At 66.1% G+C, this 14,510-nt stretch carries 15 protein-coding genes; 9 read left to right on the forward strand and 6 right to left on the reverse strand.

The window, feature by feature from the left end; genetic code table 11:
- Positions 1 to 26: 26 nt before the first annotated feature.
- Positions 27 to 617, reverse strand: a complete 591-nt coding sequence (locus NU1_RS29070; protein ID WP_067526569.1) for a TetR/AcrR family transcriptional regulator — start codon at positions 615 to 617, stop codon at positions 27 to 29.
- A 312-nt stretch (positions 618 to 929) separates the two neighbouring features.
- Between NU1_RS29070 and NU1_RS29075 the strand changes: the two genes are divergently transcribed.
- Positions 930 to 1,631, forward strand: coding sequence for an ANTAR domain-containing protein (locus tag NU1_RS29075; protein ID WP_067526571.1), 702 nt, complete (start codon positions 930 to 932; stop codon positions 1,629 to 1,631).
- A 215-nt stretch (positions 1,632 to 1,846) separates the two neighbouring features.
- A complete protein-coding gene (locus tag NU1_RS29080; protein WP_084521897.1) occupies positions 1,847 to 2,452 on the forward strand; it encodes a sigma-70 family RNA polymerase sigma factor in 606 nt (201 codons plus the stop codon).
- 6 nt (positions 2,453 to 2,458) lie between these two features.
- Here NU1_RS29080 and NU1_RS29085 read toward each other — a convergent pair whose 3' ends face one another.
- From NU1_RS29085 to NU1_RS29100, 4 genes are all read right to left on the reverse strand, one after another.
- Positions 2,459 to 2,905: an MscL family protein gene (locus NU1_RS29085; protein WP_371859849.1), complete on the reverse strand. Its 447-nt coding sequence runs from the start codon at positions 2,903 to 2,905 to the stop codon at positions 2,459 to 2,461.
- Between the two features lie 495 nt (positions 2,906 to 3,400).
- Positions 3,401 to 3,613, reverse strand: coding sequence for a CsbD family protein (locus NU1_RS29090; RefSeq protein ID WP_157553198.1), 213 nt, complete (start codon positions 3,611 to 3,613; stop codon positions 3,401 to 3,403).
- A gap of 177 nt (positions 3,614 to 3,790) precedes the next feature.
- A complete protein-coding gene (locus tag NU1_RS29095) occupies positions 3,791 to 5,089 on the reverse strand; it encodes a D-arabinono-1,4-lactone oxidase (protein WP_067526480.1) in 1,299 nt (432 codons plus the stop codon).
- A gap of 159 nt (positions 5,090 to 5,248) precedes the next feature.
- On the reverse strand, positions 5,249 to 5,986 hold the full coding sequence (locus NU1_RS29100; RefSeq protein WP_371859850.1) for a TetR/AcrR family transcriptional regulator: 738 nt from the start codon (positions 5,984 to 5,986) through the stop codon (positions 5,249 to 5,251).
- Positions 5,987 to 6,103: 117 nt separating this feature from the next.
- Between NU1_RS29100 and NU1_RS29105 the strand changes: the two genes are divergently transcribed.
- Positions 6,104 to 7,600 (forward strand): DHA2 family efflux MFS transporter permease subunit, encoded by a 1,497-nt coding sequence (locus tag NU1_RS29105; protein WP_067526482.1) that lies wholly within the window; start codon positions 6,104 to 6,106, stop codon positions 7,598 to 7,600.
- A gap of 98 nt (positions 7,601 to 7,698) precedes the next feature.
- On the opposite strand, the gene NU1_RS29110 is transcribed toward NU1_RS29105, so the two are convergent.
- Complete coding sequence (locus NU1_RS29110) at positions 7,699 to 8,847, reverse strand: lipase family protein (protein WP_084521900.1); 1,149 nt, start codon at positions 8,845 to 8,847, stop codon at positions 7,699 to 7,701.
- Positions 8,848 to 9,031: 184 nt separating this feature from the next.
- Here NU1_RS29110 and crcB (NU1_RS29115) point away from each other — a divergent pair, with 184 nt between their 5' ends.
- The 6 genes from crcB (NU1_RS29115) to NU1_RS29140 all read left to right on the forward strand — a co-directional run bounded on the left by crcB (NU1_RS29115) (position 9,032) and on the right by NU1_RS29140 (position 14,389).
- A complete protein-coding gene (gene crcB / locus NU1_RS29115) occupies positions 9,032 to 9,466 on the forward strand; it encodes a fluoride efflux transporter CrcB (protein WP_067526484.1) in 435 nt (144 codons plus the stop codon).
- Entirely contained in the window at positions 9,463 to 9,810 is a 348-nt protein-coding gene (locus NU1_RS29120) for a DUF190 domain-containing protein (RefSeq protein ID WP_212761313.1), read from the forward strand. Before crcB (NU1_RS29115) ends, NU1_RS29120 begins: the two co-directional genes overlap by 4 nt.
- A complete protein-coding gene (crcB, locus tag NU1_RS29125; RefSeq protein ID WP_084521910.1) occupies positions 9,807 to 10,190 on the forward strand; it encodes a fluoride efflux transporter CrcB in 384 nt (127 codons plus the stop codon). Before NU1_RS29120 ends, crcB (NU1_RS29125) begins: the two co-directional genes overlap by 4 nt.
- Positions 10,191 to 10,237: 47 nt before the next feature.
- Positions 10,238 to 11,878, forward strand: coding sequence for a phosphoglucomutase (alpha-D-glucose-1,6-bisphosphate-dependent) (gene pgm / locus NU1_RS29130; protein ID WP_067526583.1), 1,641 nt, complete (start codon positions 10,238 to 10,240; stop codon positions 11,876 to 11,878).
- Positions 11,871 to 13,121, forward strand: coding sequence for an MFS transporter (locus NU1_RS29135; protein ID WP_067526486.1), 1,251 nt, complete (start codon positions 11,871 to 11,873; stop codon positions 13,119 to 13,121). The genes pgm and NU1_RS29135 overlap by 8 nt, the downstream gene beginning before the upstream one ends.
- A 530-nt stretch (positions 13,122 to 13,651) precedes the next feature.
- A complete protein-coding gene (locus NU1_RS29140; RefSeq protein WP_067526586.1) occupies positions 13,652 to 14,389 on the forward strand; it encodes a DsbA family protein in 738 nt (245 codons plus the stop codon).
- Positions 14,390 to 14,510: the final 121 nt, after the last annotated feature.

Consider the following 14,510-nt stretch of genomic DNA (forward strand, 5'->3'; position numbering starts at 1 on the left):
TCAGCGCTCCGGCCACGACGAACCGCTCAGGGGCGCGGGCGCAATCCGTCGGTGAGATAGCGAACCATGTCACGCAGCAGCTGATCGGCGTCGTAGTCGGGGGTGAAATCGGAGCCGACGAGGGTGGCCACGCCCTGGAGCGCGGCAATGGCGGTAATGCCGAGACGCTTGGGATCGCCCGCCACGATCTCACCCGCCGCCTGCCCCTCGGCGATGAGGGCCACCGGCACCGTGAAGGCCTGCTGCACGGCCTCGGCCATGGCGGGTGTGCTGGAGAGGTTCTTGCGGGCGAACATGAGTGCGAGGAGTTCGGGGTTCTCGACGGCGAACCGTAGGTAGGCGCGGGCCATACCGTAGAGCCGGTCGGTCACCGGCCCCTCGGTGGTGGCCTCGGCGAAGCACTGTCCGAGGCGCTCGAATCCGCTCGCGGCGAGTTCGTCGAGCAGTGCCTGCTTATCGCGGAAGTGTCGGCTCGGGGCGGCATGACTGACGCCGATATCGCGGGCCAGCTGTCGCAGGGACAAACCGTCCGCGCCGACTTCGCGCAGCGTGGCCTCAGCCCGTTTCAGCAGGGCAGAGCGCAGATCGCCGTGGTGGTAGCGAGAACGAATGGACATGGTGAGCACAGGATATCCGACACCCTCCAAATGTAGTCACTGACTACTTTGTGGCTAGTGGCTATATCGGCGCAGGCTATGACCGAAGGAGAGCGCCCCGGAGGTGAAAGACGGTGCTGTACCGGCTCGGCGTATCGCATCGACCGGCGGTTGATCCGGTGGTGGAGCCGGATCGAACCGGAATGGTTCGGCTTGCGATCGTGCGGGTATTCCGCTGACGGTCCAGCGGCCCATACGATGAGATGTTCGGCGAAGGCTGCGCGGGAGGTCATTCGTGGTGGGCGGGCGCGCCCGGCGATCGGGGTGGTGGCGGTGTCCGACAGTGAGTTGCTGGTAGCGGTGCTGGCGAGATTCGCGCGCCTGCTGCCCACGGCGCGGGAGCTACCGGAGCTGCTCGACGAACTGTTGCGCGGTGCAGTAGAGGTCCTGGAGCCGGACGGAGCTACCGTCACGCTGTGCCTGCCGCAACAGCCGGAATATTTCGGTGGTATACCCGAGAAACTGCTGGAACTCGAAGCCTGTCAATGGGATTGCGCGCTCGGACCCGCCGTGGTCGCGCATTCGTGTGGTAATGCCATGACTGTCACCGATATCGCGCACTACGGCGATATGTGGCCGGAGTTCGCCGATCTCGCTGGGCAGCACGGACTTTCATCGGTCGCCGCGGTGCCCATGCGGGTCGAGCACACCGAAACCGGCGTGCTGAGCCTGTATTCGCGGCAACCGCGGCAGTGGACCGAGCGGGACCTGTCGGTCGCGGCACTGCTGGCGGGGATGGCCGCCGGACATATCGTCACCGTGGATGTGGTGCGGCAACATCAGCGGGTGGCCGAGCAGTTGCGGCACGCCCTCACTACCCGGATTGTGGTCGAACAGGCCAAAGGTGTTATCGCGCACGCGCATCACACCACGCCGGACGCCGCGTTCGAACTCATTCGCACCCACGCCCGGCGGAACCGGGTGACCGTGCACGCGGTCGCGCGCGGCATTGTCGAACTCGGCTTGCGTATCTGAAGCGTGCCGCGAGCCCGAGTATTCGCACCGGTCGCCGCTGGTTTGCGAATCTGAGTGACCCTGCGAAGATCCATGCGTATGCATTACCCGCGTCCGGTAACGTGGCGGGTGCGGAGCCGAGATCCCCTGTCCCCGGCCGGATTCCGTATGCGGTTGCGAGCGTCCCAATCCCCGACGACTCGTTGCGACCCATTACTGCCTTCTGGGGGATCACCATGTCACGAGCAGTGCGGCCGACGGCCATTACCGGATCGACTCGGCGCGGTAGCGATTACGATGATCTACTGCGCCGCATCGGCGTTGGTGATCGGGACGCCTACGGCCAGCTGTACCGCGCCACCCGCGCACTGGTATTCACCCGGGTACAGACCATTGTCCGCGATATCGGCTACGCCGAGGAGACCTGCCACGAGGTGTACCTGCAGGTATGGCGCAGCGCCGCCGCCTTCGACCCGACTCGGGGCAATGCGCTGACCTGGCTGTGCACCCTGGCCCATCACCAGGCGGTGGATCGGGTTCGTCGGGAACGGACCGCCTACGGCTACGAAAGCCGCTGGGGAGCCGCCGATTACCGGCGACCGGCCGATGTGGTGTCCGAGGAGATCGTGCGTCGCAATGAGGAGCACGCGGTGCGTGCGGGTCTGACCGCCCTCACCCCACGCCAGCGCGAATCAGTGGTGCTGGCTTTCTATGGCGGGCTCACCTACCGCCAGGTGGCGGCCCGCCTCGGCATCGGCGAACCAGCCGCCAAGGAGCGCATCAGATCCGGTCTGGCACACCTGAAATCCGCGCTGACGGCCGACGCCACCGCACCGGCGTAAGGCCGGCTACCGCTCGAGCGTATCGCCGCCGCGGGCACCGTTGCTCAATTCATCGCCGTGCGGCACGCGCGGCTCGACCCGCATGGCGTGCCTGCCGTTGGCCTCGACGTCGCCGGTGCGCTGGGCCGCGAGCAGATCGCGAATCTCGACCAGCAGTTCCAATTCGGTGGGGTCGGCCTTCACCTCGGTCGGTGCGGCGAACCGCCGCTTGAGGTGGTTCATCGGCAGGATCAGCACGAAGTACAGCACCCCCGCGACGATGATGAAGTTGATGGCCGCGGTGATGATCGGGCCGAGTGCGATGAAGGTGGCGGGCTTGTCGCCGATGAGCTGAACGCCGAGCCCCAGTTCGGCATTGGTGCCGAATACCGCGAGCAACGGTTCCACGAAGCCCTTGGTTACCGAGGTCACGATGGCCGTGAACGCGGTGCCCATGACCACGGCAACTGCCAAATCAATGACGTTGCCCCTCATCAGGAATTCTTTGAAGCCCTTGAACATGATGCTGCGAAGTCCAATCCGAATCAGTTCGCTATTACCGCGCGTAGCTTAGAGCGAACGACCCGGCGCTCTCGCATTACCAGCCAGTAGCTGTGAGGTCGCCAACGTGCGTAGCTGCACGTGACGCACCGCACGGGGGAGTGCTCGGCCCGGCGCTGGCTCGGCACTCGGCCCCGCCCGCGCGGAGGCGGGCGGGGCCGAGTGTGGGCTAGGAGCCGCCCAGCTTGGATTTCATATTCTCGACGATCTCGTTGAGCGCCCTAATGGCATCGGCTGCCGCGCCTTCGAGATTCGCCCGCACCTGTTCGAGCGACTTCGACATATCTCGTGTCCGGCCGCTTCACCGGCTTTTCCGGCGAGGTCTCCGACGGTACCGCCGACATTGTCGGCGAGTTCGTCGGAGGTGGCGGTGAGGTTGTTGTCCTCCTCGGTCATCGAAGGGCCCGCCTACTGCCGATTGCCGCCGAACTTGTCCTTGGCCTGCTTCATCGAGCCTTCGGCCTTGTCCTTGGCCTCGTTCGCCTTGTGTTTGGCGTCCTGGGTGGCGTCGTGGAACTTGGTTTCGAATTCGTCGGCCTGGCCCTCGATCTTCGATCCCATGCTGTCGGCCTTCTCCTTGGCCTTCGCAGCGGCTTCCTTGGCCTTATCCATCAGAGACATCGAAACCTCCGTAGGTGTGACACGTCCGGGGTCCGGGCGTGCGAATCGGGGTACTTCGACGAGCGGAATTGTCTAGCCATCTTTCAGCAACCGATCCTACGCCCGATTGACCCCAAAACGACCCGGTCGGTCTGTAAGTATTCGAGACCGGTCGGGCCGCAGCCGGGAAGTGCCGGGTCAGTTGACCGGACCGAGCACCCGTTCGAGGTAGGGATTGGTGAACCGGCCCTTCGGATCGAATCGCCTCCGGACCTCGGCGAACTTCTCCCAGTCCGGGTAGCGCGCCGCCAGCGTCTCGGCGGTCTGGAAGTGTCGCTTGCCCCAGTGTGGACGGCCGTTGTAGCGATCGAACACCTGTTCGCAGGCGCGGAAGTACGGCTCGTACTCCATTCCGGCGTATTGGTGCACCGCGATGTAGCAGGTCTCGCGACCGCCCGCGGGGGAGAGGAAGGCGTCGTCCGGGGCGACCCAGCGCACCTCGATCGGCATGACCGTATCGAAGCGCTTGGCCACCTCTTTGATCTCGCGAATGGCATCGACCGAATGTTCGCGCGGGATGGCGTATTCCATCTCGGTGAAGCGGAACAGTCGCGGACTGGCGAAGACGCGGTGCGAGCGCTCCACCTGCCGACGGTAGCTGCCCGCCCGCGCGGAGAAGCGCTGCAGCTGCGGGATCAGCGCCGGGCTGCGCCGGGTGATGCGGCAGAAGGCATCGAACATGTGGTTATTGACCACGACGTCGGAGAACCATTCCACGGCCTGGCCGCGCGGCTGCTCCGGTAGATCCACGGCATTATTGCGCTTGGTCATGGCGATATCGCTGTGCGCGAAGACGTAGAACTCGAAGTGCTCGTTGCCGTCCACATGGGTATCGAGATCGGCCAGCACCTCCGCGAGCGGAATCGGCCGCTCGATGCCCTCGAGGACGAAGGAAGGCACCATCCGCAGGGTGACGGCGGTGATCACGCCGAGTGCGCCCACATTCACCCGCGCCGCCCGCCAACCGTCCGGATCGGACTGCTCATTGAGCTCCACCGTGCCGCCGTCGGCCGTAATCAGCTCGATGGAGTGCAGTGCGGCGGAGAGATTCTGCAGCTTCGCGCCGGTGCCGTGCGTGCCGGTGGCGGTCGCGCCCGCAATGGTCTGGGCGTCGATATCGCCCAGATTCGGGAACGCCAGCCCGAGCGGATGCAGCGCGTTGCTGGCGGCATTGAGCGTCAGTCCCGCATCGACGCGCACCAGCCCGGTGGCCCGATCCACCGAGTGAATCCGATTCATCTTCGACAGCCGCATGAGCATGCCGTCGGTGAGCACCGTATCGGTGAAGGAATGTCCCGATCCGGCGACTCGAACGGTCTGCCCGGCGGCCTCGGCCCGCTTCAGTAGCGCTGCGACTTCCTCGGGCGAGCCCGGTTCGGCGATGGACGCCGGGACGCAGCTCTGATCCCCGGCCCAGTTCGCCCAAGAGTTGGTCATGTGACCAACTTTAAACCGCCAAGTGTGATCGGCGCTACCCCTGGGGGTGGGTCGGTGTTCCGCCCTCGGCTTGGTGACGCGGGCCCTACTGCCGGTCGGGTCGCCGATCCGATGGGGGCTGCGTTTCGCGGCGGGCACCGTCGAACTGCCCGGGCGCTGTCACCTCTTGCGGCACTCCCATATAGATGTCTTGGCCCGGTCCACCTCGTCCTCGGACAGTGGCGGGATGTCGAGGGGTAGCCGGGGTACCGAATCGCCCCGGACGCCATTGAGGACCAGTGCCATATAGCGGCGCCAGACATCCGGGTTGACCGAGCGGGCGAAGCCCGCGACGGCGTCGACCATATTCACCATGGCGAAGAAATCGCCGGGTTCGATCTCCGGGCGCAGCACGCCCGCGTCCTTGGCTCGCCGCACGACCTGATTCATGCCCGGTCGGACCCGGTCGCGCATACAGGCGAACCGCTCCATGCTGTCGCGCATTTCGAGCAGCACCTCGGCCAGGCCGCGGTTGGTGGCCATGTGCTGGCAGGCGTATTCGAACAGGTCCAGCAGGCCCTGCCAGGGGTCCGGGTGGTGCAGGGCGGTGTCGACGGCCTGGGCGAACTCGGAGACGTTCTGGTCGAAGACCTCCGAGATCAGCTCCTGTTTATTGGCGAACCGGCGGTAGACGGTGCCGACGCCTACGCCGGCCTTGTCGGCGACATCGTCGAGGGTGATCTCCAGGCCGTGTTCGGCGAACAGTTCGCGCGCGGCCGCGATGATGCGCTGTTGATTGCGGGCGGCGTCGGCTCGTAGCCGTCGGGGCGGCTGGCCGGTGGCCGTCGACGGATCGGCTTGCGGAGCGCCAGACTGGCCGGTCGGAAGCGGTACAGCCGTGGCAGTGGCGTGATTCACACCCATATGTTACCAAGCTTCGGGATTAAGCGGAGGAGTTATCTCCGTTTGGATGGTAGATTCACTCGGAAAGCGGAGGGATCGCCTCCACTCAGCGTACGGGACAAGGAAGTATCCATGACAACCACCGTCGATATAGCGAAGTCGCCTTCGCCGACCGGTCGCCGGGGCTCCCATGCCCTGCGCTGGTGGGTATTGGCGGTACTCGGTATCGCACAGCTCATGGTCGTGCTCGACGCGACCGTCGTGAATATCGCGCTCCCCGAGGCCCAGGCCGATCTCGGCTTCTCCAATGCCGACCGCCAATGGGTGGTCACCGGTTATGCCCTCGCCTTCGGCAGCCTGCTGCTGCTCGGCGGACGGCTCTCCGATCTGTTCGGGCGGCGCACCACCTTCATTGCCGGGCTGGTCGGCTTCGCGGTGGCCTCGGCCGTGGGCGGCGCGGCGGGCAGTTTCGAGGTATTGGTCGGCGCGCGGGTCGCGCAGGGCGTGTTCGGCGCGCTGCTGGCTCCGGCTGCACTGTCGCTGCTGACCGTCACCTTCACCGAACCGTCCGAGCGGGCAAAGGCTTTCGGTATCTTCGGCGCGGTCGCGGGTGCGGGTGGCGCACTCGGCCTGCTGCTCGGCGGCGCGCTCACCGAGTGGGCGTCCTGGCGCTGGGTGATGTACGTGAACCTGGTATTCGCGGCTGTCGCGCTGGTCGGCGCGGCTATGCTGCTCGCCAAGCACGTTGTCGCCACCGAACGACCCAAACTCGACGTGCCCGGCACGATCACGGTCACCGCCGCGCTGTTCTCCATTGTCTATGGCTTCTCGAAGGCCGAATCCGACGGCTGGACCAGCTCGGCCACCCTCGCCTTCCTGATCGGCGGCGTCGCCCTGCTGGCGGCCTTCGTGGCCATCGAGTCGCGGGTCGCGCATCCACTGCTGCCGCTGCGGATTCTGACCGACCGCACCCGGGCGGGTTCCTACTTCACGGTGTTCGCCATCGGTATCGGCATGTTCGCCATGTTCTTGTTCCTGACCTACTACATGCAGCAGACACTGCACTACACGCCGATCGTCACCGGTGTGGCCTTCCTTCCCATGGTGGTGGGCATGGTGGTCTCCTCCACCACGGTGCCGACGCTGGTCATGCCAAGGGTCGGGCCGAAAATCGCTATGACCGCGGGCTTCCTGCTCGAGGCGCTCGGCATGGCGCTGCTCACCCAGATCGACCTGGACACCTCCTACGCCACCCATATCCTGCCCGGCCTGATCCTCATGGGCCTCGGCGGCGGTACCGCGATGTCCATCGCGTTCCAGGGTGCGACCGCGGGTGTGGTGCACACCGACGCCGGTGTCGCCTCGGCCATGGTGAATACCAGCCAGCAGGTCGGCGGCTCCATCGGCACCGCACTGCTGAGCACCCTGGCGGCCACCGCCTTCGACAAGTACGTCACCGAGCACGACCCGGCCGCGCCGATCACCATGGCCAAGGCCGCGATTGCGAGCTACACGACCACATTCTGGTGGGCCGCGGGCATTTTCCTGGTGGGCGCGGTGGTTATCGCGTTCCTCATGCCGAATACCGTGCCCGCACCCGCTGAGGGGGAACCCGTACTGGCGCACTGAGATTCGCTGCGCGATAGATAACACGTGCCCCCGTCCGCAGTCGCGGACGGGGGCACGGTGTTTCGGTGGTGCCTCGGCTCGCCGAGCCGTCGGCGGGCTCAGCAGTTGGACGGAGCCGGGCTGCCCGCGAAGCGATCGGCGAGGTAGCCGAAGGCGCGGGGTGCGCCCGCCACGATGGCGGTGCCATGGTCCGTACCCGGGATCACGTCGAAGAGCACCGGCGTGCCGGCGGCACAGTAGCGGCCCGCGGTGCCGAGTGCCAGATCCAGCGGCACCTGGTCATTGCCGCCGTGCCACTGGTAGACCGGGACGCGGGGGACACCCGGATAGATCTCCAGGCTGTTCTCGTGCATGGTGCGCACGATCGTGGCATCGACTTCCATTCCCGGACGGAACATTTCGCCGATCGAGTGATTCGCGCCGGCGCTGATGATCTCACTGGTGCAGGCATTGGCGATCTGCGAGCGCAGGGCGAAACCGGCGGGGCTCAGCGCGCGATCCATAGCCATTTCGTTCGGATACTCGCGTTCCAATCCCACCGCGACCGCGAAGCCGAGACCGAACAGCGGATGCGGGGCATTGCCGACCTGCAGCGCCAGCTTGCCGGGATTCACTGGAACCCCGCCCACGGCGACACCGACGAGCGGGAGTTCGGGTGCGTACGCGGGGGCCAGGGCCGCCGCGAAACCGGTGGACATGGCCCCGCCGGAGTACCCGGCCAGGCCGACCGGCGAAGCGCCGAGCCCCGCGGGGCCGAACCGCTTGACTGCCCTGATGCCGTCGAGGGTCACCTGTCCGCCCATGCGGGCAGCGCCGTACGCGCTCGTGGGACCCAGGTGATCGGGGATGGCCACCGCCCAGCCGCGGGCCAGCAGCAGGTTCAGCGCCGGTGCCTCCTGCAGACTGCCGTTGATCAGGCTGTGCGACGGGGCGCACTGCAGGCCCAGGGAATTCACGAACGGTTGATAGGAGACCAGCGGGCGCGCACCGCCGCCGGGCGGCAGCAGCAGCGTGGTGACCGCGGTAATGGGCGCACCGCCGGAATTCGTCGAACGGTAGGCGAGCTGCCAGACCGTCGCGCCCGGGAAGCCGTGTGTGGGGACGAGACGGTGGTTGATCACATCGCCGGGGGCGAAATCGGCGAGATTGCCTGGGGGCGCGTAGAACCCATCCGCTTCGGCAACGGGGTAGACCGCCCCGTGCGCGGCGGGTGCTGCGTTCAGTCCGCTCGCCAAGGCTGCCGCCATCGCCGCAGCGATGACAGAGCTCCGGACCAGCAAACCTCTGATCGACTGCCGTGCCGTCAACTTCGCTCCTGAGGCCGATGGGACAACGCCGGGATGGCGGCACTATCCTCGCAGTTCCGAGGTGTCGATCGGGCTCAACAACACGCGGGCGGCAACGAAATAGCTAACAACGGTGGGAGGGCTGATGGGGTCGAGACTCGGCGGAGCCGACACACCGGTTCTCGTGGCTATCGCCCTGGGGGGCGGAGTGGGCGCCGCGCTGCGCTACGGGGTGAGCGTATGGCTGCCACAGGTCGGCGCGATTCCGTGGCAGACGTTGGCGGTCAACGTTATCGGCTGTTTCGGTATCGGCGCGCTCATGGTGTGTATCAATGAAATGTGGGCTGCGCACCGGCTGGTGCGGCCGTTTCTCGGCGTCGGTGTGCTCGGCGGCTTCACGACCTTCTCCACCTTTGCCGTAGAAGTTCGTACACTGCTCGAATCGGGCCGAACGGTTGCGGCGTTCGGATACCTCGGGGGAACTGTGATGGCGTCATTGGGCGCGGTCATTGTCGGGGTGGGCATGACGCGGTGGTTGCTGGGGACTGGAAGCGGCACACGGAAAGGCGGCAGACGATGAATGATTCGATGGGTGCGGGCTGGCGACCCGCCTCGCGGCTCACCGTGCTGCTGGGCGAGGACGACCGATGGCAGCATCGCCCCCGCTATCACGAGATCGTGCGACGCGCCCGAGATGCCGGATTGGCCGGGGCCAGTGTCTGGCGTGGCGTCGAGGGCTACGGGGAATCGTCGGATATCCACACCACCCGACTGCTGGATCTGGCCGAGCATCTGCCGGTGATGGTGATGATCGTCGATGACACGGCGCGGTTGCGCGCGTTTGTGGAATCCAATGCGGACCTGCTGAATTCGGTGACGGTGGCGCTCTCGCCCGTGGAATTGTGGCAGGGGGCGCATTCGTGACAGTGCTGCTCGTAGCGCTGGGCGGTATGGTCGGCGCGCCCGCTCGATATCTGGCGGATCGCGCAATGGCCCGTCGATTCGGTAGTGTCTTTCCACTGGGCACATTGGTGGTGAACGTAACCGGGTCGGCGATCTTGGGCGTGCTGATCGGATCGGGAGCAAACCATTGGCTGCTGGCCGCCGCGGGGACAGGATTCTGCGGGGCGCTGACCACGTTCAGTACGTTCGGATACGAGACAGTTCGATTGGCTGAGGAGGGCGCTTTCAGCTATGCGGTGGCGAACGTCGTGATCGGCGTTGCGGCGAGTCTGGCCGCGGCTTTCATCGGAGCGTCTGCGGCACAGTGCCTATCGGAGACAGCACTGTGGGTGTCGTCATGATGCTGATGACGAGCCGGTCCCAGGCGGTACGGAAGGGAGGCCCGAGCATGGCCCACGATCGAGCCGGTCGTCCGGCCCGGGCCGCGGATCTCGTGGACGTCGCACATCTGGTGACGGCCTACTACAGCCGTATCCCGGATCCCTCGGATCCGGCGCAGCTGGTTGCCTTCGGTACCTCCGGCCATCGCGGATCGAGTCTCGACAATGCCTTCAACGAGGCGCATATTCTCGCCATTTCGCAGGCGATCGTGGAGTATCGCGCCACCCGCGGCATTACCGGACCGGTGTACCTGGCCCGTGATACCCATGCGCTATCGGAACCGGCGTGGACCACCGCGATCGAGGTCTTCGCCGCCAATGACGTCACCGTTATCGTCGATTCGCGCGACAGGTACACGCCCACACCGGCTTTGAGCCACGCGGTGCTGCGGCACAATCGAGGTGGCACCCGGCATCAGGCCGATGGCATCGTGGTGACGCCCTCGCACAACCCGCCGCGTGACGGTGGCTTCAAATACAACCCGCCGCACGGTGGACCGGCCGATACGGTCGCCACCGACGCCATTGCCGCGCGCGCCAATGAGCTGCTGCGCAATGGTCTCGCCGACGTGAAGCGCACGACGCTCTCGAACGCGATGGCGCAGAAGGTGGAGCGCTACGACTATCTGGACCGCTACATCGCGGACCTGCCGAATGTATTGAACCTGGACGCGATTCGCGGCGCCGGGATTCGCCTCGGTGCCGATCCGATGGGCGGGGCGAGTGTGGACTACTGGGAGGAGATCGGGCAGCGGTACGACCTCGAACTCGAGGTGGTCAATCCGTTCGTCGATCCGACCTGGCGGTTCATGACGCTCGATGCCGACGGGCGCATCCGGATGGATCCGTCTTCGCGCTATGCCATGGCATCGCTGGTCTCCATTCGGGACGACTACGACATCGCCACCGGTAACGATGCCGATGCCGACCGGCACGGGATCGTGACTCCCGATGCGGGACTGATGAATCCGAACCACTACCTGGCCGTGGCCATCGAATACCTGATCGCCAACCGGATGGGCTGGGACGCGCTCACCAAGATCGGCAAGACGATGGTGACGTCGGGCATGGTCGACCGGGTGGTCGGGGTGCTGGGGCGCGATGTGCACGAGGTACCCGTCGGGTTCAAATGGTTCGTGCCCGGGTTGTTCAGCGGCAGTTTGGCCTTCGGCGGCGAAGAGAGCGCCGGAGCCTCCTTCCTGCGCAGTGACGGCACCGTGTGGACCACCGACAAGGACGGCATTGTGCTGGCGCTGCTGGCCGCCGAGATCACCGCGGTCACCGGGCAGAGCCCGTCCACGCGGTACTCGGAACTGGAGAAGCGCTACGGCGCGCCGACCTACTCGCGTACCGATTCCGATGCCACCGTGGAACAGAAAGCACGGTTGGCGGCGTTGACGCCGGACATGATCACAGCGACCGAGATCGCCGGGGAACCCGTCACCGGCATCCAGACCCGGGCGAAGGGCAATGGTGCGGCGCTCGGCGGAGTGAAGGTCACCACCGAGAACGCGTGGTTCGCCGCCCGGCCGTCGGGCACCGAGGACAAGTACAAGATCTACGCGGAATCCTTCGAGGGCCCCGAACATCTGGCCCTGGTGAAGGCGGCCGCGGAGGAACTGGTGGGACAGGCGCTATCTGGTGAATAGATCCACCGGAGCGGAGCGGAGAAAATCAGGCACCGCACTACCGGTCGAGATCTGGGTGCTGGTGGGCGCGGCCTTCACCATCGCCATCGGATTCGGGCTCGTCGCACCGGCACTACCGCAGTACGCGCGCGGATTCGGTGTCGGTGTCGCGGCGGCCTCGGCCATTGTCAGCGCGTTCGCCCTGATGCGATTGCTGTTCGCGCCCGTGAGCGGTCGGCTGGTGCAGAAACTGGGGGAGCGGCCGGTCTATCTGGGCGGGCTGCTGATCGTGGCGGTATCCACGGGGGCGTGTGCGCTGGCGCAAACCTATTGGCAGCTGCTGGTATTGCGGTCCCTGGGCGGGATCGGGTCCACCATGTTCACGGTGTCCTCGCTGGCACTGGTGATTCGAATGTCGCCGCCGGCCGAACGCGGGCGGGTGTCGGGGATCTACTCGACCAGCTTCCTCATCGGATCCATAACCGGGCCGCTGGTCGGCGGTGCGCTGGCCGGGTTCGGGTTGCGCTGGCCGTTCGTCATCTATGCGGTGGCGCTGCTGGTGGCGAGTTACATCGTGTATGCGGCGCTGAAGAATTCGGCGCTCGCGCTGCCCGAGGTCGCCGGGGATACCCCCATCATGACCTTCCGGCAGGCCTTGGCCGAGCGCACCTATCGCGCGGTGCTGTGGTCCAACTTCGGCAATGGCGCGGCGGTATTCGGCGTGCGCATGGCCTTGGTGCCGCTGCTGGTCGTGGAGGTCCTGCGCTACGACGAAGCCCTCGCCGGGGTGGCATTGACGGTATTCGCCGCCGGAAACGCGGTGGTGCTCTTCCTGTCCGGCCGCTGGTCGGATCGCCTGGGCCGTAAACCATTCATGGTCTGGGGCACGCTGATCTGCGCGATCGGCACCGGCGCCCTGGGGTTCGCGCCGAACCTCACCTGGCTGCTGGTGGCGTCCTTCGTCGCGGGGTTCGGGTCCGGCATGTTCACGCCCGCTCAGCAGGCCGCGGTCGCCGATATCGTCGGGAGCGGTCGGCGCGGTGGGCCGGTGTTGGCCGGATTCCAGATGGCGGCGGATCTCGGGACGGTGCTCGGGCCGTATGTGGTGGGTCTGCTGGCGGAACGGGTTTCGTACGGGTTCGCGCTCGGGGTCACGGGCGTGGTGCTGGCCTCGGCCGGGCTGGTGTGGATGTTCGTGCCGGAGCCATTGCAGCGCAAGCCCTTGGCGGAGGTGACGACCAGACCAACCGAGCGCGACACCTAGCCGCGCCCAACCGAGCGCGACACCTAGCCGCGCCCTGCTGAGTGTGACGCTTGGCCGCGCCCTGCTGAGTGTGACGCCTGGCCATCCGAGTACGACACTGAGCGGGTGGCCGGAGGTACCGCACGTTTCGCGATGGACCCGCGCCGTCATCCCGGCGTGCAGTTGGCCGGGATCCACACTGTGCGGTGCCATTCCGGTGTGGATTCCGGCCGAAAGCATGCCGGAATGACAAGGGACTTGCGCTCAGGACTTCTGATCAGGTGTTCAGCCCCGCCAACCGGGTGCGCCGCCTGGGCTCGCGAACGGGCGCATATGACGCGTTGGCTGGACGGTCCCCACCTTCGTCATCCCGGCGTGTTTCCAGCCGGGATCCACCGCTGCCCGAATGGATGTGGATTCGACCGAAAGCGTGCCGGAATGGCTGGGTAGTGCGGCGGTTTGTCGTGTTTGGGTGGTAGTTCGTGGGGCGTGGATGCCCATGCGGTGGGGTGCTCGTCACAGCGGTCGCGCATTGCGGCAGAGTGTTGGCCGTGAGTAAATCCTCTACGAACTACACCCCTCGGCCGGTGTCGAACACGACGACCTACGCGCTCGGCGGCGTAGCCGTGGTGGTGGTCGCCCTGATCGTATTCGCCCTCTTCCGATGGAACAGCGGAAATAGCGAGATCCGTAATGACGGTTATGGTCCCGTGCATGATCCGGCGGTAACGGTTGCCCTGGATTCCGATGGCGCGATCGTCCTCGGCAAGCCCGGTGTCCTCGAGACCGTGGAGGTCTACGAGGATCCGATCTGCCCGGCCTGCGGGTCGCTGGAGCGCATCTACGGCCAGGAGATCGCGCAGCAGATCGACGAGGGCAAGTTCGCGATTCGGTACCGCCTCGTCAACTTCCTCGACGAACAGTCCAACAGCAAGGACTATTCGACGCGTGCCATCGCCGCCAACGAGTGCGTGGCGCAGAACGGCGACGGCCCGGTGTACTCGAAATTCCATGACCTGATGTTCACCTCGCGGCAGCCCACCGAGGGCAGCGGCGATCTGAGCGATCAGGACATCGCCGAGATCGCCAAGGAATCCGGTGCACCGGATGCGGTGCAGCAGTGCATCACCACCGGCGAGCGCGCCGAATCCGCCCGCAACCACGCCGAAGCGGCGCTGACCGCGCTCGAGGCGGCCAACGACGGCACGGTGGCGACACCCTCGGTGTTCATCGGTGGCAACAAGATCGAATGGACTGACGAGGAGTGGGTGCTCACCGCTGCTCGCTGAGGTGGCGCACGTGAGGCGAACCATGGTCGTTGTGGAGTGGGCTGGTGCGACGACGCGGATCACGTTGGTGGCCCGCCTTCCAGCCTTCCGTCCCTGACAACGGGTTTCAGCCTTCGTGCCG

The sequence above is a fragment of the Nocardia uniformis NBRC 13702 genome (assembly GCF_001613345.1).
Lineage (GTDB): Bacteria > Actinomycetota > Actinomycetes > Mycobacteriales > Mycobacteriaceae > Nocardia > Nocardia uniformis.